The organism is Altererythrobacter chaiwopuensis, assembly GCF_054957735.1.
This window is the reverse complement of the sequence record NZ_JBTXJF010000001.1, coordinates 932,430-952,271: the sequence shown is the minus strand read 5'-3', so window position 1 is coordinate 952,271 and position 19,842 is coordinate 932,430. Positions and strand designations below refer to the sequence as shown.

Sequence of the window (19,842 nt, the reverse complement as noted above, 5' to 3'; positions counted from 1 at the left end):
GCGTGCATGAAGCTGATCATCGGCAACAAGAACTATTCGAGCTGGTCGATGCGCGGCTGGCTCGCGGCCAAACAGTCAGGGCTTCATTTCGAAGAGCTGATCGTGAATATCGATGGCGACGAATGGGGGCATCGCAAGCAGGCGATGGGCGAAGTCCAGCCCTCATCAGGCAAGGTTCCGATCCTGTGGGATGGCGAAACCGTGGTGTGGGACAGCCTGGCGATCATGGAATATCTGGCCGACAAGGTCGGGCGTGAACGCTTCTGGCCCAAGGAAGAGGGCGCCCGCGGAATGGCCCGCGCCATGGTGGCTGAAATGCACAGCGGTTTCCTGCCATTGCGGCGCGAGCTGCCGATGAATGTGCGCCGCCGGGTCCAGCTGCCATCGGTCTCGGATGAGGCAAAGCACGGCATCGTGCGTGTGCTGAGCCTGTGGGCGGAGGCGCGCGCGCGCTTCGGCAACAGTGGCCCCTTCCTGTTTGGCACTTTCGGCGCGGCAGACATTTTCTATGCGCCAGTTGTGTCGCGCTTTGTCACTTATGGCATCGCCGTGCCGGGCTTCGCCCAGGCTTATATGGAAGCGATCTGGGAGCATGACTGGATGCAGGAATGGATCACCGCCTCGGAGGATGAAGAGTGGGTGATCGAACAATTCGAGAAGGAACCGGCCTGATGTTGCGACATCTGGCGGGCCTGATCGCCGCTCTGGCAATCCTGTTGCCCGCCCCGGCGCAGGCCTGGGGCTTTTACGCCCACCAGGTGACGGGCGAGATCGCGCTCGCCAATATTCGCCCCGAAACGCGCTCAGCGATGGAGCGGCTTTTCCGGGCCGAGGCGCTGATCGGCACGCCCGATTGCCGCCTGCGCAGCCTGCCCGATGCGACCGTGTGGCCCGATTGCCTGCGCCGCGACGGCTGGCGCTGGGGCTATACCTTCGCCTGGCACTATCGCACTGCGCCGATTGGCGAGCCTTACAGCCCGCGCAGCAATTGCAGCGGGGGCAATTGCATTCTGGCGCAGATCGAGCGCAACCAGCGTATCCTTGCCGACGAAAGCCTGCCCGCCAATATCCGGTTGGAGGCGCTGGCCTTCATGGTCCACTTCGTTGGCGATGTGCACATGCCGCTCCATTCGGGCGATCACAACGATCGCGGCGGCAATGACCGCGTGACCGATTACGGTATCGTGCCCGGCCTGAACCTGCACTGGATCTGGGACGGGCCGCTGGCCGAACGCGCAATCTCTTCAGCGCAGCCGTCGCTGGTGCGCCGCTATACCGCAGCCGAACGGGCCGAGCTGGCTGGCGGCGATGCGGCGGAATGGGGCCGCGAAAGCTGGGAGATTGCCCGGACCTTTGTCTATCCCAACGCCTTTGATTGCGAGGACTGCACCGGCGAACTGCCATCACAAACCGCGCTGACACAGGAAGATATTGTCGCCGCCATCCCCGTAAGCCAGCGCCGCGTGACGCAGGCCGGCCTGCGCATGGCGCAGATGCTGGACGAGGCGTTTGCACCGGGGCCGCTGCCGGTGCCTGAACGGGAACGCCGCTAGGGAATGCGGTTGGTTTCGTATCGCGTCCCGTCCTTGCGGGCATAGCCATCCGGGTCGAACACCATGTCGATATCGGGATATTCGCCCGAATCGGCATCGGGGTCACCGCCGCTGATGGCGACGAATATGCAGTCTTCCGTTGAGCGGTTCTGGAGATGATGGCCATTGGCTTTGCCGGCAGCCCAAGCCAGAATGTCGCCCGCGCGCACCGTGGTTTCGCCGTCGTCCTCGACCAGCACCGCCTCGCCCGTCAGTATGATCACCAGTTCGTCCTCACCGCGATGCCAATGGCGCTGCGACGACCAACCGCCCGGTTTGAGCACGACATGGCTGGCGCCGAGCAGGGTAAGCCCGGCGACAGGTGCGAGGCGGCGATACCATCGGCCTTGCACCGGCTCATCATAAGGTGACGGATAGCCGGTCACATTGGTTTGCGGGATGGCATCAATATCAAGCTTGGGCATTCGCGAAAACTCCTGCTAATCGCGGCATAATGAACTTCGCTGCTGAGCTCGCCAAGCGTTTGATCGCCGCCCCCAGTGTTACGCCTGCCACCGGCGAGGTGTTCGATGTGCTTGAAGGCATGCTTGCGCCGCTAGGCTTTGCGGTCCACCGCTTCACGCGCGGCGAGGGCGAAGAAGGCAGTGATGAGGCACCGGTAGAGAACCTGTTTGCCGTTCGCAAGGGACCGGAGGGCTCACGACACTTCGCGTTCGCGGGCCATCTTGATGTCGTTCCTCCGGGCGAGGGCTGGGCCAGCGCGCCGTTTGAGCCTGAGGTGCGGCCAAGTCCGGGAGGCGAGCTGCTCTACGGGCGCGGCGCGGTGGACATGAAAGGCGCGATCGCGGCGATGGTCGACGCGGCATCACATGTGCCCGTTGATGCTGGCACGATCAGCTTTATCATCACCGGCGATGAGGAAGGGCCGGCCTTGCATGGCACGCGCGCGCTGATCGATTTCATGCGCGAGCACGGCCACCAGCCAGATCTGTGCCTGGTGGGTGAACCGACCAGCGTTCACCGGCTGGGCGACATGATGAAGATCGGGCGGCGCGGGTCGGTCAATGTCTGGCTGGAGGTCGAGGGGACGCAGGGCCATGTCGCCTATCCGCATCTGGCGGACAATCCGCTGCCGCGCATGGTGGCGATGCTGAGTGAACTCAACGGTCTCCACCTCGATGACGGCACCGAATGGTTCCAGCCCAGCAATCTCGAGATCACCGAAATCGACATTGCCAACCGTGCACACAATGTGATTCCCGCCAAAGCCAAGGCGCGTATTTCGATTCGTTTCAACGATCGCCATTCGGGCGCCTCGCTTGCACGGCAGGTGATCGAAATTGCCGAGAGGCACGGCGGCAGCGCGCGCCCGGTGATTTCGGGTGAACCCTTCCTTACACCGCCCGGCAGGTTCTCGCAGATCATTGCCGATGCAGTGAAAGCGGAAACTGGGCTCGATCCCGAGGCATCGACAAGCGGCGGCACGTCCGATGCGCGCTTCCTGCGCGCGGTGTGTCCGGTGATCGAATTCGGCCTATGCAACGCGACGATGCATAAGCGCGATGAAGCGGTTGTGGTGGCCGATCTCGATACGTTGAGCCGCATTTATGCGCGCGTGGCCAAGGCTGCGCTCGCTGCATGAATTTATCTTGTCATTGCGAGGAGGCCCCAACTTGTTTCGGGGCGACGCGGCAATCCACAGCTGTTCTGCGTGACGCCCCTGGATTGCTTCGCTACGCTCGCAATGACGATAGAGTGTGAGGGGACGCTGACGTGAAGACATGGTTCAGAATTCCACTGTGGCAGCGCGTGATCGCCGCGCTGGTGCTGGGCGTTGCGCTCGGTCTGGTCTGGGGGCCCGAAGCGGAAAGCATCAAGTTCATCGGCGATATCTTCGTCGCTTTCATCAAGATGCTGGTGGTGCCGCTGATCTTCTTCAGCCTGGTTGCCGGCGTTGCCAGCATCGGCGATCTGCGCAAGCTCGGCAGTGTCGGCTGGCGGGCCTTGCTGCTGTTTGTGGTCAGCGGCCAGATTGCTGTGTGGCTGGGGCTTGGCCTCGGCACCTTGGTCCAGCCCGGCATTGGCGTCGATACCTCGATGATCGAAATGGGCGCCGTGCCCGAGCCAAGCGAAACCACGTGGCGCGGAATGTTGCTGGGCATGATTCCGCAAAGCCCGGTGCAGGTCATGGCGGACGTCAACGTGCTGCCGCTGATCATCTTCTCGCTGCTGATGGGCATCGGCATATTGATGGCCAAGGAAGAGGGCGAGCCAGTCCTGAAGATTTTCGATTCGGGCGCGGTGGTGATGCAGAAAGTCACCATGGTGGTGATGGAGCTGACCCCCTTCGGCGTGTTCGCGCTGATGGCGTGGGTGGCGGGCACGCTGGGGCTTGATGCGCTGGCGGCGCTGGGCAAGCTGGTGTTCCTCAACTACCTCGGCTGCCTGCTGATCATCGGAGTGATGTATTCGGCGATGATCAAGTTCATCGCCCGGCTGCCTGTGATCGGGTTCTTCCGCGGGATCGTGGACGCGATTGCGGTGAGCTATTCCACCGCTTCCTCCAATGCCACGCTGCCGGTCACGCTGCGCTGCGCCGAACGCAACCTGGGCATCAGCAATTCGGTGGCGAGCTTCGTGATCTCATTGGGCGCGACGATCAACATGAACGGCACCGCGATGTATCTGGGCCTGGCGACGTTGTTCGGCGCGCAGGTCTTCGGCGTAGATCTTTCGATGGGCGATTATTTCCTGATCTCGATCCTCGCCACGCTCGGCGCGGTGGGCGCGGCGGGCATACCGGGCGCGGGCCTCATCATGATGGCGCTGGTGTTCGGCGCGGTGGGCGTGCCGCTGGAAACGATCGCCTTTGTTGCGGGCGTGGACCGGATCATGGACATGATGCGCACCACCACCAATGTCACCGGCGATGCGGCGGTGGCGACCGCCGTTGCCGCGCTGACCGGCGAAATCGACCGGGCCGAGATGATCAGCGCGGATGATGTTTAGAGCCCTGACGCTGGTGACAGGTTCCTGCGGGCCTTGATCCTAGCTGCCATCATCCTGATCGACATATTCGACCGGGATAAATTTCCCCAGCCCGCAGCCTGCCCCGCGGCGCAGGTCGCCGCCGAAATTCTCAAGCACATAGATGATATCGGTGCTGCATAACTGGGTCAGCGATGTCTCGTAAGTGAAGGCTTCTTCAAATCCCAGCCGCGGGCAGGTGTTCGGCAGGGTGTTGCGATAAACCCTGTTGCCGTTCATCTCGAAGTCGATCGTGCGATCGTCGTGCACTCGCGAATTGCGGATCTGGCTTAGCGGAATGCAGCTTTGTGCCTCGCCAACTACCCGCACTGGCGGCCCGTCGCTGACGAATTCTTCGTCGGTTTCAATCGGGGCGCAGCCAAGCGCCAGCAATGGCAGGCTTGCAGTCAAGATTGATCGAAGCATCTAAGGCACTCCTTTCCCAACCGCGCCAAAGATTCAGGCGCGTTTGGCTTTGGTGGTTCCCCTGTCGGGTCTTTCTAACACTTTTTCGCGGAAACTGCACAAATCCGCCACCTTGCAGCGCCAGCACTCGGGCGTGCGCGCCTTGCAGACATAGCGGCCATGCAGGATCAACCAGTGATGCGCGCCGAGGCGGAAGGGTTGCGGCACGCGCTTTTCCAGCTTGGCTTCGACCGCTTCGGGCGTCTTGCCCTTGGCGAGGCCGGTGCGGTTGCCGACGCGCAGGATATGGGTGTCGACCGCGAAAGTTTCCTCGCCGAACCAGCAATTGAGCACGACATTGGCGGTCTTGCGGCCCACGCCGGGCAGCGCGGTCAGCGCCTCGCGGGTGCCGGGCACCTCGCCGCCGTGGTGCTCCACCAGCAACCTCGACAGTGCGATCACGTTCTTCGCCTTGGAGTTGAATAGCCCAATGGTCTTGATGTGCTCCTTGAGGCCTTCCTCGCCCAGATCGAGCATATCCTGCGGCGTCTTGACACGCGCGAACAGCGCGCGCGTCGCCTTGTTCACCCCCACATCGGTTGCCTGCGCGGATAGCACCACCGCGACCAGCAGCTGATAGCAATTGCCATATTCAAGCTCGGTCTCGGGCGCGGGGTTATCCTCGGCCAGCCGCCGGAAAAATTCGAAAATCTGGTCGCGGGTCACGAATTGAAACTCACAGGCCGAGCACGTCCTGCATGGTATAGCGCCCCGGCGCCTTGCCGATCAGCCATTCGGCAGCCCTGACCGCGCCGCGCGCGAAGATCATGCGGTTTTCGGCCGAGTGCGACAGCGTGATCCGCTCTTCATTGCCCGCCAGGATGACGCTGTGCTCGCCCGCCACGGTGCCGCCGCGCAGGCTCGCAAAGCCGATCGCGCCCGGTTTGCGCGCGCCGGTCTTCCCGTCACGCCCGCTTTCGGTGTTCGCTCCAAGTTCGATCCCGCGCCCTTCGGCGGCGGCTTTGCCCAGCAACAGCGCGGTGCCAGACGGCGCATCCACCTTCATCCGGTGGTGCATTTCGACGATTTCGATGTCCCAATCGGGGCCTAGCTTGCTGGCCGCCTCGCGCACCAGATGCGCCAGCAGCGTCACGCCCAGCGATGTATTACCGGTCTGCAATATCGGTATAGCGTGCGCGGCATCGTCGATCATGCGGTGGTGTTCTTCGGCAAGCCCGGTTGTGCCGATCACAAGCGGCACGCCCGCCACGCGCGCCGCATCGAGATTGGCCTTGAGCGCACCAGGTGCGGAAAAATCCACCAGTACACGGCAGCGCGTTGCCAGCGGGCCGGGCTGCTCGCCCGCATCGACCCCGCCCGAAACCTCATGACCGGCTTCGGCAATCGCCTTCATCAGCGCCTGGCCCATCCGGCCTTTGTGTCCGATTATTCCGAATTGCGCCATATCTGTCCCCGTTCAGGCTGAACTTGTCGAAGCCCTGCACTTTCTTCAAGTAGAAGAACAGCCTTTCGACAGGCTCAAGGCGAACGGAAGCGAGGAAATGCCCCAGAACATCGTCATTCTCACCGGCGCGGGGATCAGCGCGGAAAGCGGAATCGATACTTTTCGTGACGCGGGCGGGCTGTGGGAGCGGCACCGGGTTGAGGACGTCGCCACGCCCGAAGGCTTCGCGCGCGATCCAGAACTTGTGCTGGGCTTTTACGACATGCGGCGCGAGGCATTGCGCAGCAAGCAACCCAATGCGGCGCACCAGGCACTGGCGCGGCTCGATGCAGGATGGGGCGGTGAGTTGCTGATCGTGACGCAGAATGTCGACGATTTGCACGAGCGCGCTGGCGCCAGCCGCGTGCTGCACATGCATGGCGAGCTGAAAAGCGCGCTGTGCACCTCATGCGAAATGCGTTCGCCGTGGGACGCGCCGCTAAGTGACTGCCCCCCTTGCCCGGTGTGCCAGGCGCGCACCCTGCGTCCCGATGTCGTATGGTTCGGCGAGATGCCTTACCAGATGGACCGGATCTATGGCGCGCTGCGCGACGCGGATCTGTTTGTCAGCATCGGCACCTCTGGCGCAGTCTATCCGGCAGCGGGCTTCGTGCGCGATGCGCGCGACCTTGGTGTGCTCACACTTGAACTGAATCTTGAGCGCAGCGAAGGCTCACACTGGTTCCACGAATCGCGCCAGGGCAAGGCGGGAGAGCTGGTGCTACAGTGGGTGGATGAGTTGCTAGAGGGTTAGTGGGCGCATCCCTTGCACGCCGGGTCTTTGGCGATGGTGAGTGCGCGCATGCCCGGCTGCATCCCGTCGAGCAGGTGCAGCCTGCCCCATTGCGGATCGCCAAAGGCGCTTACCCCGGCCAGCAGCAGGCGCACCGCCTGCATGGCGGCGAAGGTGCCCACCCATCCCGCCATCGCGCCCAGCATTCCGTCTTCGGCGCAGGTGTCGCAATCCTCGGCATCGAAAGCATCGCCCACGAAGCAGCGATAGCAGGGCTGGTCCGGCAAATGCCCGGCGAAGGCACCCACCTGCCCCTGGAACCGGCCAACTGCGGCTGACAGCAGCGGCACGCCTGACGCTACGCAGGCATCCGATACCGCCAGGCGGGTGGCGAAATTGTCCGTCCCGTCAAGCACAAGATCGGCATCCTTGATCAAGGCGGGAGCATTTTCCACCGTGATCCGGGCGTCGCTGATTTCGACCTGCAGTGCCTCGTCGAAATTGGCCAGCCAGCGCCGCGCAGAGGTCGCCTTGCCATGCCCCACGTCACGTTGGGTGAAAATTGTCTGACGCTGCAGATTGCTGGTGTCGACTGCGTCGTCATCGACCAGCGTAAAGCGCCCGATGCCCGCAGCGGCGAGATATTGTAGCGCGGGCGAACCGATCCCGCCCAGGCCGATCACCGCGACATGCTTTTCGCTTAGTGCAACCTGCCCCGCGCCGCCGATTTCCGGCAGCACGATGTGGCGGGCAAAACGGTCAAGCCGGGCAGGGGATAATGTCATGGAACAGCTGTTTACAGCCTGTGCACAGCCTGTCGACAGGGCTGTTCATAGCCCTGTCGATCACTGTGTTCATCGCTTGTGGAAATTATGTGTGAATTAACTTTCCAGCTGCCGCAGCAGGCTGCGCACATCGCCGTCCATATCGGCATCGCGTTTCCTGAGGTCTTCGATCAGCCGCACGGCGTGGATAACTGTCGAGTGGTCCCGCCCGCCAAACTTGCGCCCGATTTCAGGGTAGCTGCGCGGGGTCAGCACCTTGGCCAGATACATCGCCACCTGACGCGGGCGCACCACGGCGCGCGCGCGGCGTTTTGACGACATTTCGCTGCGATCAATCCGGTAGAATTGGCACACGGTGCGCTGGATCTCGTCAATCGTGATCCTGCGGCGGTTGGCCGAGAGAATATCGGTCAGCTGTTCTTCAGCGAGCTGAAGCGAAACCTCTTGCCCGGTCAGCTGGGCATAAGCGATCAGCTTGTTGAGACCGCCCACCAGCTCGCGCACATTGCGGGTAATCGTGCGGGCAAGGAAATCGATCACATCATCGGGCACATCGAGCGGGGCAAAGCGAGTCAGCTTCGATTCGAGGATCGACCGACGCAGTTCGATGTCGGCGGGCTGGATATCAGCCACCAGCCCCATCGACAACCGGCTGAGCAGGCGCGGCTCGACCCCGTCGAGCGCTTGCGGCGCGCGGTCGGCGGCGAACACCAGTCGCTTGCCTTCGGCCAGCAGCGCGTCAATCGTGTAAAGCAGCTCTTCCTGCGCGCTCGCCTTGCCAATGATGAACTGGATGTCATCGACCAGCAGCAAATCGAAACTGCGCAAACGGGCCTTGAATTCGATCATCTGGTTGGCTTTGAGCGCCTGGACGAATTCGACCATGAAACGTTCTGCGCTGCAGTAGAAGATGCGTGCACGCGGATGCGCCGAAAGATAGGTATGGCCGATCGCGTGGAGCAGGTGGGTCTTGCCCTGGCCGGTTGCCGCCTTGAGGTAGAGCGGCGAAAACTGTGGCTGTTCGGTGGCTGCCATGCGCTCTGCCGCGTTTTTGGCAAGCACATTGGCTTCGCCGGTTACAAAGGCGGCAAAGGTAAGCGAGGGGTCAAGCCCCACCGAACTGGTGAAGCCGGCATCGCCGATCGTGCCGGCGGCTACCGTTATCGCGCTGCCATCGCCGCCGTCATTGGCCGGGCGGCGACCACTGCCGAGCATCAGTTCAGGCAGTTGGCGGCGTCCCGGATGGACCGAGATGCGCACCTTGCGCACTTCGCTGCGCATGATCTTCCAGGCCAGCTGCAGCCGGTCATGGAACCGGTCGTTGACCCAATTGGCGGAAAATTCGGTTGGCAGATACAGATCCAGGGTGCCGGAATCCTTGCAGATACCGCCAAGCTGAATCGGTTTGATCCACTGGCTGTGGAGCTGGTGGCCCAGATCCTTGCGCAGGCCCTGGCTGATATCGGCCCAGTCGGCGGCGAGATTTACGGCTTCGGCGTCTTCCATCAGATCTTCGTCGATTGCCCGCTTTGCTGCTCGCGCCTTGTCATGATTCTGGACCATTCCCCAAAAAATCCTATCTCGACCCCGGTCACGCGCCGGAGTGATTTATTCGAACCAACGATAGGCAAAGCTTCGCCACCGCGCGAAATCGTGATTCCGCGCTTCCCCCCATCGCTTCAGCTTGTAAAAACCCGGACTGTCCCGCCCCAAGCACCAACGTTTTATCTACGCCTTTTTATTTCACGCAAGGGGGATGGGTGTAAAAAATCAGAAATATTTTGATTGACTCGCCTTAAACCCGCAGACTTGCGTTGAAGTGGTTGAATCGGCTTCAAAATACCCTTCAAGCCAATGCGAATCGCGGGAAAACCTAGGGTTTCGTGCCGAACCCTATGCTTCAGGGATAAAACAAAAGGGCCGCACCCAAACAGGGCCGGCCCTTATGTGCTGGAGTGCGCCATGCGGCAGCGGCGCGAAGCCGCTGAAACGCGAATCAGAGCGAAGCGACTCGCTTCGTCAGGCGCGACATCTTGCGGGCAACGGTGTTCTTGTGGAGCACGCCGCGGGCCACGCCGCGAGCGAGTTCAGGCTGCGCAGCCTTGAGCGCGTCAGCAGCAGCGGCCTTGTCACCGGTTTCGCATGCGGCTTCGACCTTTTTCACGAAGCTGCGGATGCGGCTCATGCGTGCACCGTTGATTTCGGCGCGGCGGTTGTTGCGGCGGATGCGCTTTTTGGCTTGCGGCGTATTGGCCATGTCTGTCCTTGTCTCTCGACCGCCCTGTGCGGCCGGATAAATCACTATTTAGGTTGCACGAAAAACGGCGATTCCTCGCCGCAAAGCGCGCCACATAGTCGCGACTCGCCAAATCGTCAAGGAAAGGCTCACCTCTGGCACGTCGCGCAAAACCAGCTGCTGCGCCCGCCCTGCGCGAAGCGGCGGATCACTCCCCCATCATCACGGTGGCAGGCTTCGCCCTCTCGGCCATAAACATCGAACGAGCAAGCGAAATAGCCCAGCGCACCATCGGGCGCGGCATAGTCACGCAGGGTGGAACCGCCGTCGCGGATCGATTGCTCGAGCACTAGGCGGATCGCGGGCACCAGCCGTTCAAGCTGCGGACGCGTGACCTTGGCGCCGGCCTTGCGTGGGTGGATGCCCGCACGCCACAGCGCCTCGCAGACATAGATATTGCCGAGCCCGGCGACGATGCGCTGGTCGAGCAGGCACAGCTTGATCGCCTGCTTGCGCCCGATGAGCGCGGATTTGAGATAGGTCGCGCTGAATTCATCACCCAGCGGCTCCGGCCCCAGCGCGGCAAAGGGCGCCCAGCGGTCGAGTGCGGCGGTCTGGACCAGATCGACCGAGCCGAACCGGCGCGGATCGCATAGCGCAAAGCGGTTGTGCGCGGTTTCAAGCACCAGATGGTCATGCCGGTCCGCGTCGGCGGGATCGATCCGCCACCTCCCGCTCATACCCAGATGGAACACCATGGTCTGGTCGCGGTCGGTGTGGATCAGGCCGTATTTGGCGCGGCGCCCCAGCCCCGTCACTTGCGCACCGGTGAGCACCTGCACCAGCTCGGGCGGGAAGGGGCGGCGCAAATCGGCCCGGTTTACGCGCACGCGGGTGATCCGTTCCCCGTCAAGGAACCGCGCGAGCCCGCGAACCGTTGTCTCAACTTCTGGAAGTTCTGGCATGGTTTCTTCTGATTGACGGAACCGGCTGGCGCTCAGCCCAACAAGGACGTTCCTTTAACACCCTTTGCCACGCCCGCAATTCATCCTAAGGCGCCTCGCGATGACGGATAAAGTTTCCTTTGGCTATGAAGATGTAGCCCCCGAAGAAAAGACCCGCCGCGTCGGCGCTGTGTTTTCCAATGTCGCGCGCAAATATGACGTGATGAACGATGCCATGTCGGGGGGGATGCACCGGCTGTGGAAGGATCGTTTCGTGCGCCGGGTAAAACCGCAGCCGCATGAGGCGATCCTGGATATGGCCGGCGGCACGGGCGACATCGCCTTCCGCCTGGCAGCGCGTTGGGCCGAAGTGGTGGTGGCTGACATCAACCAGGACATGCTCGATGTAGGGATCGAGCGCGCCATGGAACGCGGGATAGATGGCCTGTCATGGTCATGCCAGAATGCTGAAACGCTCACATACCCGTCAAACACCTTTGATGCCTACACCATTGCTTTCGGGATCAGGAACGTCACCGATATTCCCAGGGCACTGCGCGAGGCGCACCGGGTGCTGAGGCCCGGCGGGCGCTTTTTCTGCCTCGAATTCTCGACCACCGAATGGCCCGGCTTCAAGGAAATCTATGACCTTTATTCGCACAGGCTGGTGCCCGCGATCGGCAAGGCGATTGCCGATGACGAGGATTCCTATCGCTACCTGATAGAATCGATCCGCCGGTTTCCCGATATGCCGAGCTTTGAACGGATGATCCGCGAGGCAGGCTTTGTGAACACGCGGGTCGAACCGATCATGGGCGGGCTGGTCGCGATCCATTCGGGTTGGAAGATTTAGGTTGCCACGTCCGGCCACGCATGTCTGGCGGCTGCTCAAATGGGGCCGCACGCTGGCGCGGCATGGTGCGCTGCGCGGGATCGAACGCGATCCCAACACCCCGCTGCCGGTCAAGCGGCTGGCGCGCATCGCCCGATTGGGCACTTTTCAGCCAGCGGTTCCCGATTATGCCGGTGCGTTCACGGACATCGGCCCTGCCGCGATCAAGCTGGGCCAGACGCTGGCAACGCGGCCAGATCTGGTCGGGGTTGAGGCCGCGCACAATCTGCTGACCTTGCAGGACAGCCTTCCGCCGGTGCCCTTTGCCGAGATCGAGGCATCGATTACCGCGACTTTCGACAAGCCACTGAGCGAGCTGTTCCAGCATATCGATCCGGTTCCGGTTGGTGCAGCCTCGATCGCGCAGGTCCACCGCGCGGTGACGAGCGACGGGCGCCAGGTGGCGGTGAAGGTGCTGCGCCCCGGCATCCGCGAACGCTTTGCGAGCGACATTGGCACCTATGAATGGGCCGCTGCGCATCTTGAGGCGTTGGGCAGTGACGAGGCACGCCGGCTCCGCCCGCGGCTGACCATCGCCAATTTCAAGCGCTGGACCAATCGCGAGCTGGACTTGCGGCGCGAGGCGGCATCGGCCTCTGAACTGGCAGAATCGATGAAGGGTTTTGTCGGCTACCGCATTCCGGAGGTCGACTGGGATCGAACCAATGGCCGGGTGATGACGATCGAATGGGTCGACGGCATCAAGATCAGCAAGGTCGACGAGCTCAGGGCCAAGGGACATGACCTGCCCGAACTGGCCAATCGGCTGGTGCTCGCATTCCTGACGCAGGCAATCTCGGGCGGTTATTTCCACGCCGATATGCACCAGGGCAATCTGTTCGTGGAGGATGATGGCACGATCGCCGCGATCGATTTCGGCATCATGGGGCGGATCGATCGGCGTGCGCGGGTGTGGCTGGCAGAAATCCTCTATGGCCTCACCACCGGCAATTACCGCCGCGTGGCAGAGATCCATTTCGAGGCGCAATATGTGCCGAGCTATCACTCGGTCGATGAATTCGCGACCGCGCTGCGAGCCGTGGGCGAGCCGATGCGCGGCAAACCGGTGAGCGAACTCAGCGTGGGCCAGATGCTCGACGGCTTGTTTGCGATCACCCGCGATTTCGACATGCAGACCCAGCCGCATTTGCTGTTGTTACAGAAAACCATGGTCATGGTCGAAGGCATTGCGACCCAGCTCAACCCCCAGATCAACATGTGGGACACGTCTGCGCCCTATGTGCGCAGCTGGGTGCGTGACGAGCTGGGCCCCGAGGCGGCCTTGGCCGATGCGATTCGGGAGAATGTTTCGACCTTGCTGCGCTTGCCCGGCCTTGTCCGGCGGCTGGAGGAGAAATTCCCGCCCAGGGGCGGCGCGCCCGAACCGCCGCCATTGCCTGACGTCGAACTGATCGTTGGCCCTGGCACAGGAAAACAGCGCAGCTGGCCAGGCTATTTGCTTGCTGCGGCGCTGGGCGCAGCGGCGCTCTACGGCGCCCTGGCGCTGGGCTGGATCGGCTAGTCTTCGCCTTCGAAAGCATGGTGCGGCAACATGCGGCTGCCGATCAGCGCGATGACCACGATGACCGCTTCAACCAACATTGGCTGCCAGAACCCTTGATAGGGGCCGTCGGTCATCAGCGTCACGATCCGCCCGATCAGCGCGATTGCCATCAGCGCGGCTGAAACCAGCAAGGGATCGCCCTTGCGCGACCAGCCGCCCCAGATCAGACATCCGCCAGCGACCACGAAAAACGCAGTCATATCGGCCCTGATTGTGGCCAGGCCCATTACGCCCTGCGGGGCAAGGCCGAAGCCGGCGGCCGAGCCGACTGGGGTCAGCAGGAAGCCAATTCCCATCGCTACGAAGAACAGACCGCCAACGAAAAGCAGCGCGCGTAACACCAAAATCATGGAAATATCCCCTCAGAACTCGCAGCGATGTTAGCTGCATGTTAGGAAAGCGCTAGGTAAAACTTAACCACTATGTCGCAGGGTTGGCCTTGCAGGGTTGGCTGGGGCTGGCTGTGCGGCTAAGCGTGACGCGGATCAACCAAGGGGGAGCTCAACGCAATTATGAGTGTGTCGCTGGGCGCTGACACGGGAATTCGCTCGTGAGCGGTGCTGGACCGAAAATTCTGCTCGTCGTGGGCGGCGGTATCGCTGCCTATAAATCGTGCGAGCTGGTCCGCCTCATCCGCAAGGGTGGGGGCGATGTCACTTGCGTGCTGACCGCAGGCGGCCAGCAGTTCGTCACACCCATGGCGCTGGCAGCGCTGAGCGAGAACCAGGTCCATACGACCTTGTGGGATCTCAAGAACGAAGCCGAGATGGGCCATATCCAGCTCAGCCGGGAGGCGGACCTGGTGGTGGTGTGCCCGGCAACGGCTGACCTGATGGCCAAGATGGCGGCGGGGATTGCCGATGATCTGGCCACCACGCTGATACTGGCGACCGACAAGCCGGTGATCGCGGTCCCGGCGATGAATGTGCGCATGTGGGAACATGAAGCGACGCAGCGCAATCTTGCCTGGCTGCGGGAAGCGGGCGTGACAGTGCTAGATCCGGATCAGGGCGCGATGGCCTGCGGAGAATTCGGCTATGGCCGCCTGCCAGAGCCGGAAGTTATCTGGGCCGAAATTGCGGGCCGCTTCGGAATCGAAGTTGAATTGCCTGTGGGGGCCACGCCGGTCGCCGCTCCAGCAATCGAGCCGGACGAAGAAGCCGAATCCGAAGATGTCGTTGAAGCGATCGAGCCTGAGGTTGCGCCCAAGGGCGGCGGGCTGGGCGGATTGCTGGCTTCGATCATCCCGCGCTCGACTCCCAAGCGTACCGCCGAGGATATCGAGGCTGAATTCCTTGCCGAAGAGGAAGCCGCGATGCTGGCGGCCGAAGCCGAGAATGATGAGGCTTTGCCCGCAGGCGAAGAGGCGGGCGAAGGCGAGTTGCCGGTTGAAGGCGGCCCGATTCTGGCTAAGAAGGGCGGGGCAAGTTCCGCCCCGCCAACCGATCCCGAAGCGATGAACCATACCGTCAAGGAGGGGGCCGCAGAGCCTGAACCCTTGGAAGGCGAAATGCCCGCACCGGCACCTGAAGCAAGAGATGTCGAGGCCGCCGAGGAAGACGCGCTGGGCGGCGGCGAATTCAAGGTCGCAGCCGGGCATCGCCCGCTCAAAGGCAAGCATGTGCTGATCACCGCCGGGCCGACATGGGAAGCGATCGATCCGGTCCGCTACATTGCTAACCGGTCCTCTGGCAAACAGGGCTTTACCATTGCCGCAGCCGCCGCTGCTTTGGGAGCCAAGGTCACTCTGGTGTCCGGCCCGGTCTCGCTCAAGACGCCCGAAGGGGTTAAGCGGGTCGATGTCGAAAGCGCGATGCAGATGTCGGAAGCGGTCAAGCAGGCCATGCCGGCAGATGTCGCGGTGATGGTGGCTGCGGTCGCTGACTGGCGCCCCAAGGATTTCAAACCCGAAAAGATGAAAAAGCGGGGCTCTGCTCCGCCCGCGCTGGTGCTGACGGAGAACCCCGATATTCTCACCAACGTCGCAGCAGCAACTGACCGGCCCAAGCTGGTGATCGGCTTTGCCGCCGAGACCGAGGATGTGATCGACAACGCCAAGAAGAAGCGCAAGCGCAAGGCGGCTGACTGGATCATTGCCAATGATGTTTCTGGCCCCAAGGGCGAGAGCGTGATGGGCGGGGACACCAACCGGGTGCACATCATCAATGATGCGGGCGTCGAGAGCCTGGAAGAAATGCCCAAGCTCGAAGTGGCGTTGGCGCTGGTGCAGCGGATGGCAGAGGCGCTGGCAGAAAAGGAAGCCAATGGCTGATCAGGTTGCGGTGCAGGTCAAACGCCTGCCCAATGGCGTGGGTCTGGAATTGCCGCGTTACGCCACCGACGGGGCAGCCGGGATGGACGTGGTTTCCGCCGAAACCGTCACGCTTGCCCCTGGTGCGCGGTATGCCGTGGCGACCGGGCTGGCGATGGCGATCCCTCAGGGTTACGAAATTCAGGTTCGTCCGCGCAGCGGCCTTGCGCTGAAACACGGCATCACCGTACCCAACACGCCGGGCACTATCGACAGCGATTATCGCGGCGAGCTCAAAATCATCCTGATCAACCACGGCCCCGAACCGTTCCCGATTGCACGCGGAGACCGCGTGGCGCAGCTGGTGCTGGCGCCGGTTATTCAGGCGGCTTGGGACGAAGTCGAGGAACTGAGCGAAACCTCGCGCGGCACCGGCGGCTTTGGCTCAACCGGTGGGCACGTGAAGCTGGTCTGATCGTCTACCGGCAGTTGATCAGTTATCGAGCCGGCGGACCTTGTTCTCTTCGGGCTTGATCGTAATCCGCAGTGTCTCGCCCGAATTTCCGGGGAAATCGACGAACATCGCCTCGACCAGATTGGGCACGAGATATTGCAGGCGGTTCGAGGAAGAGACCGCCTGCGCCTTGCCTTCGAACAGCCGTTCGCCAGTTCCCGTATCGTCGATCTTCAAGTCGATCCCGCTGGTATAGACGGTGTAGCTGCGTACATCCGGACCGCCGAACCACGGATCGTAGAAGCCATAACCCCAGGCGCCGTATGGGCGATGGAACCCGCTGCGGTAATAGCCGCGATACCACGGGCTCCAGAACGGATCATACGCACCCGCCCCGGTCGAGCGCACCTTTTCGCGGCCGTTGTCGACGCCATAGTCAAAGCGCACAAGCAGGCCGGCATTTTCTGGATTGGACTGGGTATAGCCCAGCCGTTCCATCTGGGCTTCGACCATATCGGCATAGAGCGCGAATTCGAGCCCACCGGCAAGCGCCGGATCGTCTGCCACTACGGCAAAAGTCTCGCCTGCGGGTGCGGGCAATGTTGCCTGGAAGCGCGACACATCGGCTTTGAAGCCGGGTGAAGCGCAGGCCGCCAGCCCTGCCAGCAAGATGGGCACGGACGCAATCCTGAGCGCGCGGGCGCTGAAACGGCTTGTCTTGGTCATATCGCCACCTTCAATCTGGTTTGCGCCGAAAGGACGCTCATATTGCTGCGCCTCGACGACGCAAGCTGTCATTTAAGTGCTGCGAAGTAAACCAAAAGGGGTGAACGGGAATTGAATGCATTTGCCCCGTGCAATTCTACCCTCCCCCTCAGCCGCGTGCGCGCACCAGCCCCAGCGCCTTGTAGGCGGCATCGAGAGTGGGGGTGCCCAGCTCGCGGGCGCACGCTGCGCCGCGTGCCAGAATCGCGTCGAGCGTTTCGCGGTCATCCTTGAGCTCTCGAAATCGTACGCCGATCGGCGCCAGAGTTTCGACCAGCAATTCGCCCAGGGCGGGCTTGAACACGCCGAAGCCTTGCCCGCCGAATTCACTCAGCACGGCATCCGTGCCTTGGCCTGAAAGCGCGCCATAGATCCCGACGAGGTTCAATGCTTCGGGCCGGCCTTCCAGCCCCTTGGCCTCGCTCGGCAGCGGTTCAGGATCGGTTTTGGCCTTCTTGACCTTCTTCATGATCTCGTCGGCATCGTCAGCCAGATTGATGCGGCTCATGTCGCTGGGATCGGACTTGCTCATCTTGGCGCTGCCATCGCGCAGGCTCATGATCCGTGCCGCTTCGGGCGGGATGATCGGATCGGGCAGGGTGAACACGGGCGCCTCATCGGAAGCGAAATCATTGTTGAATTTCTGCGCGATGTCGCGCGCCAGCTCCAGGTGCTGCTTCTGGTCCTCGCCTACCGGCACATGCGTCGCCTGGTACAGCAGTACGTCCGCTGCTTGCAGCACCGGATAAGTGAACAGCGCAACCGAGGCCCCCTCGCGGTTCTTGCCAGCCTTGTCCTTCCACTGGGTCATGCGGTTCAGCCAACCCATTCGCGCCGTGCCGCCTAGCAACCATTGCAGTTCGGCATGCGCGGGCACCTGCGCCTGGTTGAACAGGATCGCCTTGTCGGTATCGAGACCGCAGGCGACCAGCGTGGCAACCAGCTCAAGGGTGGAGGAATGCAGTTCCCGCGGATCATGCTGCATCGAAATGGCGTGCAGATCGGCAATGAAGATCAGGCACTCGCCGCCTGCTGCCACGGCATCGTGCTGCAGTTTCACATAATTGCGGATCGCACCGAGGTAATTGCCGAGGTGGGGCTTGCCGGTGGGCTGGATGCCGGAAACAACGCGCATGGAAGATTCTCTGAACTGGTACTTAGGCCTGGCGGCGCATTAGGCGCTGGACCGCCGCCTTGTCGAGCACCCCAAGCAACACGGCGAAAATCGCATAAGTGGCGATGCCGATAAGCATCAGCGCCATGATCGACAGCCCGCGTTCGATTGTCGAGCCGCTGAAATAGGGGTCGCCATAGATCATCGCCAGCCACAGCGCCGCACCCATCGGCAGGGCGGCAAGGGTGATGCGCGCCAGCCGGCCCGTGACGCGTGCGGTCAAACGGAAAAACCCGCGCCGCACCAATATGCCATAGAGCATCGCTGTGTTGACCCAGGCCCCCGCTGCGCCCGCCACGGCGAGCGAAAGTACGCCGATGCGCGGCACGAAATAGAGATTGAGCGCCACCGCCACCGTCAGGCTGATCGCGGCGGTGATCACCGGGGTGCGAGTATCCTTGCGGGCGAAGAAATTGGGGGTCAGCACCTTGACCAGCACATAGGCCGGCAGGCCAATGACCAGGCCGGAAACCAGCATCCCCGTGATCGCGGCATCTTCAGGCGTGAATGCTCCGGCCTGCATGAACACCCGCACAAAAGCGCTGCCGGTTACGAACAACGCCACGGCGGCGGGCACGGTGAGCAGCATCGACAGTTCGATCGCGTTGGATTGCAGGCGCTGCGCTTCCTCGCCCTCCTCACGCGCGATGAAGCGGCTCAGCGCGGGCAGTATAGCGGTGCCCAGCGCGATACCGATGATTCCCAGCGGCAGCTGGTTCCAGCGGTCAGCCATGGCCATATAGGTCAGGCTGCCATCGGGCAGCACGCGGATGAAGGCCAGATCGATGAAGCGGCTGATCTGGTAAACGCCGGCGCCGAACACGGCGGGCACGATCAGGATGAACATTTCCTTCACCTGCCGGGTGAGGCGCGGGCGGCGCAGCGGGATCGAAAAGCCCGCCCTGCGCATCCAGTAGCCGAGCCAGGCGAGCTGGAGCAGCCCGCTAACCGAGACTGCAACCGCCAGGTAAAGCCCTACCTGCTGGCGTGTCGCCTCACCGCTCGGCTGGGCCGCCCCCCAGAACAGCGCCACCAGCAGGCAGATATTGAGCAGGATCGGAGCTGCTGCCGCTGCGGCAAAGCGCGACAGCGAGTTGAGAACCGCCGCAGTCAGCGTGGCGAGGCTCATGAACAGCAGATAGGGGAAGGCAATCTGCCCCATCTTGACCGCCTGCGCATAGGTTCCAGGGTCTGCACGCAACTGGGCATTGGCGAACAGCCACAGCACCCACGGCATGGCCAACATCATAATGGCGCCGAACAGCACCAGTATCGGAAGCAGGATTGCCAGCACTTCGCTGGCAAAGCGGCGGGCCTCGCTTTCGCCTTCGGCCATGTGACGGTTGAATAGCGGCACGAAGGCACTGGCAAAGGCACCTTCGGCGAAAAGTCTGCGGAACAGGTTGGGCAGCTGGAAGGCAAGCTGCCAGGCGTCGGCCACGCCGCCCGCGCCCAGTACGCGGGCCAGCATGATGTCGCGGACAAAGCCGAACACGCGGCTGACGGCGGTCAGCCCACCGATCGTTCCCACGTTCTTGACCAGGCTCATGTCAGA

At 62.5% G+C, this 19,842-nt stretch carries 21 protein-coding genes; 9 read left to right on the top strand and 12 right to left on the bottom strand.

Annotated features, from left to right (window positions below):
• The first annotated feature begins 6 nt into the window (after positions 1–6).
• Positions 7–672: a glutathione S-transferase family protein gene (locus ACX3VQ_RS04705; RefSeq protein ID WP_462579790.1), complete on the top strand. Its 666-nt coding sequence runs from the start codon at positions 7–9 to the stop codon at positions 670–672.
• Entirely contained in the window at positions 672–1,553 is an 882-nt protein-coding gene (locus tag ACX3VQ_RS04700) for a S1/P1 nuclease (RefSeq protein ID WP_462571260.1), read from the top strand. Before ACX3VQ_RS04705 ends, ACX3VQ_RS04700 begins: the two co-directional genes overlap by 1 nt.
• Here ACX3VQ_RS04700 and ACX3VQ_RS04695 read toward each other — a convergent pair.
• Positions 1,550–2,017, bottom strand: coding sequence for a cupin domain-containing protein (locus ACX3VQ_RS04695; RefSeq protein WP_462579788.1), 468 nt, complete (start codon positions 2,015–2,017; stop codon positions 1,550–1,552). The two genes, ACX3VQ_RS04700 and ACX3VQ_RS04695, sit on opposite strands and share 4 nt — an antisense overlap.
• Before the next feature lie 29 nt (positions 2,018–2,046).
• Between ACX3VQ_RS04695 and dapE the strand changes: the two genes are divergently transcribed.
• Complete coding sequence (gene dapE / locus ACX3VQ_RS04690; RefSeq protein WP_462579787.1) at positions 2,047–3,195, top strand: succinyl-diaminopimelate desuccinylase; 1,149 nt, start codon at positions 2,047–2,049, stop codon at positions 3,193–3,195.
• 131 nt (positions 3,196–3,326) lie between these two features.
• Complete coding sequence (locus ACX3VQ_RS04685; RefSeq protein ID WP_462579785.1) at positions 3,327–4,562, top strand: dicarboxylate/amino acid:cation symporter; 1,236 nt, start codon at positions 3,327–3,329, stop codon at positions 4,560–4,562.
• Between the two features lie 39 nt (positions 4,563–4,601).
• On the opposite strand, the gene ACX3VQ_RS04680 is transcribed toward ACX3VQ_RS04685, so the two are convergent.
• Genes ACX3VQ_RS04680 through dapB form a run of 3 tightly spaced genes read right to left on the bottom strand, consistent with a single transcriptional unit; the run spans position 4,602 to position 6,450 of the window.
• Positions 4,602–5,006 carry a hypothetical protein gene (locus ACX3VQ_RS04680; protein ID WP_462571266.1) on the bottom strand — a complete coding sequence of 135 codons (405 nt, stop codon included), beginning with the start codon at positions 5,004–5,006 and terminating at the stop codon, positions 4,602–4,604.
• A 33-nt stretch (positions 5,007–5,039) separates the two neighbouring features.
• A complete protein-coding gene (gene nth, locus ACX3VQ_RS04675) occupies positions 5,040–5,711 on the bottom strand; it encodes an endonuclease III (RefSeq protein WP_462579784.1) in 672 nt (223 codons plus the stop codon).
• Between the two features lie 10 nt (positions 5,712–5,721).
• The gene (gene dapB / locus ACX3VQ_RS04670) at positions 5,722–6,450 is read right to left on the bottom strand and encodes a 4-hydroxy-tetrahydrodipicolinate reductase (protein ID WP_462579783.1); all 729 of its coding nucleotides are present in this window, start codon (positions 6,448–6,450) and stop codon (positions 5,722–5,724) included.
• Positions 6,451–6,547: 97 nt separating this feature from the next.
• Between dapB and ACX3VQ_RS04665 the strand changes: the two genes are divergently transcribed.
• Positions 6,548–7,243, top strand: a complete 696-nt coding sequence (locus ACX3VQ_RS04665) for an NAD-dependent deacylase (protein WP_462579782.1) — start codon at positions 6,548–6,550, stop codon at positions 7,241–7,243.
• Here the strand turns inward: ACX3VQ_RS04665 and ACX3VQ_RS04660 are convergent.
• From ACX3VQ_RS04660 to mutM, 4 genes are all read right to left on the bottom strand, one after another.
• Positions 7,240–8,007: a HesA/MoeB/ThiF family protein gene (locus ACX3VQ_RS04660; RefSeq protein WP_462579780.1), complete on the bottom strand. Its 768-nt coding sequence runs from the start codon at positions 8,005–8,007 to the stop codon at positions 7,240–7,242. The genes ACX3VQ_RS04665 and ACX3VQ_RS04660 overlap by 4 nt on opposite strands.
• A gap of 96 nt (positions 8,008–8,103) precedes the next feature.
• Complete coding sequence (dnaA, locus tag ACX3VQ_RS04655; protein WP_462571273.1) at positions 8,104–9,570, bottom strand: chromosomal replication initiator protein DnaA; 1,467 nt, start codon at positions 9,568–9,570, stop codon at positions 8,104–8,106.
• A 433-nt stretch (positions 9,571–10,003) separates the two neighbouring features.
• Positions 10,004–10,264: a 30S ribosomal protein S20 gene (gene rpsT / locus ACX3VQ_RS04650; protein WP_462579779.1), complete on the bottom strand. Its 261-nt coding sequence runs from the start codon at positions 10,262–10,264 to the stop codon at positions 10,004–10,006.
• Between the two features lie 128 nt (positions 10,265–10,392).
• Positions 10,393–11,208: a bifunctional DNA-formamidopyrimidine glycosylase/DNA-(apurinic or apyrimidinic site) lyase gene (gene mutM / locus ACX3VQ_RS04645; protein ID WP_462579778.1), complete on the bottom strand. Its 816-nt coding sequence runs from the start codon at positions 11,206–11,208 to the stop codon at positions 10,393–10,395.
• Between the two features lie 100 nt (positions 11,209–11,308).
• Here mutM and ACX3VQ_RS04640 point away from each other — a divergent pair, with 100 nt between their 5' ends.
• Complete coding sequence (locus ACX3VQ_RS04640; protein ID WP_462579777.1) at positions 11,309–12,040, top strand: class I SAM-dependent methyltransferase; 732 nt, start codon at positions 11,309–11,311, stop codon at positions 12,038–12,040.
• A 1-nt stretch (position 12,041) separates the two neighbouring features.
• Positions 12,042–13,601 (top strand): 2-polyprenylphenol 6-hydroxylase, encoded by a 1,560-nt coding sequence (ubiB, locus tag ACX3VQ_RS04635; RefSeq protein ID WP_462579776.1) that lies wholly within the window; start codon positions 12,042–12,044, stop codon positions 13,599–13,601.
• Here the strand turns inward: ubiB and ACX3VQ_RS04630 are convergent.
• On the bottom strand, positions 13,598–13,993 hold the full coding sequence (locus ACX3VQ_RS04630) for a DUF4345 family protein (RefSeq protein ID WP_462579774.1): 396 nt from the start codon (positions 13,991–13,993) through the stop codon (positions 13,598–13,600). The two genes, ubiB and ACX3VQ_RS04630, sit on opposite strands and share 4 nt — an antisense overlap.
• A 200-nt stretch (positions 13,994–14,193) precedes the next feature.
• Here ACX3VQ_RS04630 and ACX3VQ_RS04625 point away from each other — a divergent pair, with 200 nt between their 5' ends.
• Both ACX3VQ_RS04625 and dut read left to right on the top strand, forming a co-directional pair.
• Positions 14,194–15,915: a bifunctional phosphopantothenoylcysteine decarboxylase/phosphopantothenate synthase gene (locus tag ACX3VQ_RS04625; protein WP_462579772.1), complete on the top strand. Its 1,722-nt coding sequence runs from the start codon at positions 14,194–14,196 to the stop codon at positions 15,913–15,915.
• Positions 15,908–16,369, top strand: coding sequence for a dUTP diphosphatase (dut, locus tag ACX3VQ_RS04620; RefSeq protein ID WP_462579771.1), 462 nt, complete (start codon positions 15,908–15,910; stop codon positions 16,367–16,369). Before ACX3VQ_RS04625 ends, dut begins: the two co-directional genes overlap by 8 nt.
• Before the next feature lie 18 nt (positions 16,370–16,387).
• Here dut and ACX3VQ_RS04615 read toward each other — a convergent pair whose 3' ends face one another.
• The 3 genes from ACX3VQ_RS04615 to murJ all read right to left on the bottom strand — a co-directional run bounded on the left by ACX3VQ_RS04615 (position 16,388) and on the right by murJ (position 19,836).
• On the bottom strand, positions 16,388–17,074 hold the full coding sequence (locus ACX3VQ_RS04615; RefSeq protein WP_462572553.1) for a DUF4136 domain-containing protein: 687 nt from the start codon (positions 17,072–17,074) through the stop codon (positions 16,388–16,390).
• A gap of 148 nt (positions 17,075–17,222) precedes the next feature.
• Positions 17,223–18,248, bottom strand: a complete 1,026-nt coding sequence (gene trpS, locus ACX3VQ_RS04610) for a tryptophan--tRNA ligase (protein ID WP_462579770.1) — start codon at positions 18,246–18,248, stop codon at positions 17,223–17,225.
• 22 nt (positions 18,249–18,270) lie between these two features.
• On the bottom strand, positions 18,271–19,836 hold the full coding sequence (murJ, locus tag ACX3VQ_RS04605) for a murein biosynthesis integral membrane protein MurJ (protein ID WP_462579768.1): 1,566 nt from the start codon (positions 19,834–19,836) through the stop codon (positions 18,271–18,273).
• Positions 19,837–19,842 lie beyond the last annotated feature (6 nt).

Coding starts and splice junctions, on each gene's coding strand:
- rpsT (WP_462579779.1), bottom strand. CDS start 10,264: ATGGCCAATACGCCGCAAGCCAAAAAGCGCATCCGCCGCAACAACCGC.
- dapE (WP_462579787.1), top strand. CDS start 2,047: ATGAACTTCGCTGCTGAGCTCGCCAAGCGTTTGATCGCCGCCCCCAGT.
- ACX3VQ_RS04700 (WP_462571260.1), top strand. CDS start 672: ATGTTGCGACATCTGGCGGGCCTGATCGCCGCTCTGGCAATCCTGTTG.
- ACX3VQ_RS04660 (WP_462579780.1), bottom strand. CDS start 8,007: ATGACATTATCCCCTGCCCGGCTTGACCGTTTTGCCCGCCACATCGTG.
- ACX3VQ_RS04680 (WP_462571266.1), bottom strand. CDS start 5,006: ATGCTTCGATCAATCTTGACTGCAAGCCTGCCATTGCTGGCGCTTGGC.
- ACX3VQ_RS04695 (WP_462579788.1), bottom strand. CDS start 2,017: ATGCCCAAGCTTGATATTGATGCCATCCCGCAAACCAATGTGACCGGC.
- ACX3VQ_RS04665 (WP_462579782.1), top strand. CDS start 6,548: ATGCCCCAGAACATCGTCATTCTCACCGGCGCGGGGATCAGCGCGGAA.
- mutM (WP_462579778.1), bottom strand. CDS start 11,208: ATGCCAGAACTTCCAGAAGTTGAGACAACGGTTCGCGGGCTCGCGCGG.
- dnaA (WP_462571273.1), bottom strand. CDS start 9,570: ATGGTCCAGAATCATGACAAGGCGCGAGCAGCAAAGCGGGCAATCGAC.
- ACX3VQ_RS04640 (WP_462579777.1), top strand. CDS start 11,309: ATGACGGATAAAGTTTCCTTTGGCTATGAAGATGTAGCCCCCGAAGAA.
- ACX3VQ_RS04630 (WP_462579774.1), bottom strand. CDS start 13,993: ATGATTTTGGTGTTACGCGCGCTGCTTTTCGTTGGCGGTCTGTTCTTC.
- murJ (WP_462579768.1), bottom strand. CDS start 19,836: ATGAGCCTGGTCAAGAACGTGGGAACGATCGGTGGGCTGACCGCCGTC.
- dut (WP_462579771.1), top strand. CDS start 15,908: ATGGCTGATCAGGTTGCGGTGCAGGTCAAACGCCTGCCCAATGGCGTG.
- dapB (WP_462579783.1), bottom strand. CDS start 6,450: ATGGCGCAATTCGGAATAATCGGACACAAAGGCCGGATGGGCCAGGCG.
- trpS (WP_462579770.1), bottom strand. CDS start 18,248: ATGCGCGTTGTTTCCGGCATCCAGCCCACCGGCAAGCCCCACCTCGGC.
- ACX3VQ_RS04705 (WP_462579790.1), top strand. CDS start 7: ATGAAGCTGATCATCGGCAACAAGAACTATTCGAGCTGGTCGATGCGC.
- ACX3VQ_RS04615 (WP_462572553.1), bottom strand. CDS start 17,074: ATGACCAAGACAAGCCGTTTCAGCGCCCGCGCGCTCAGGATTGCGTCC.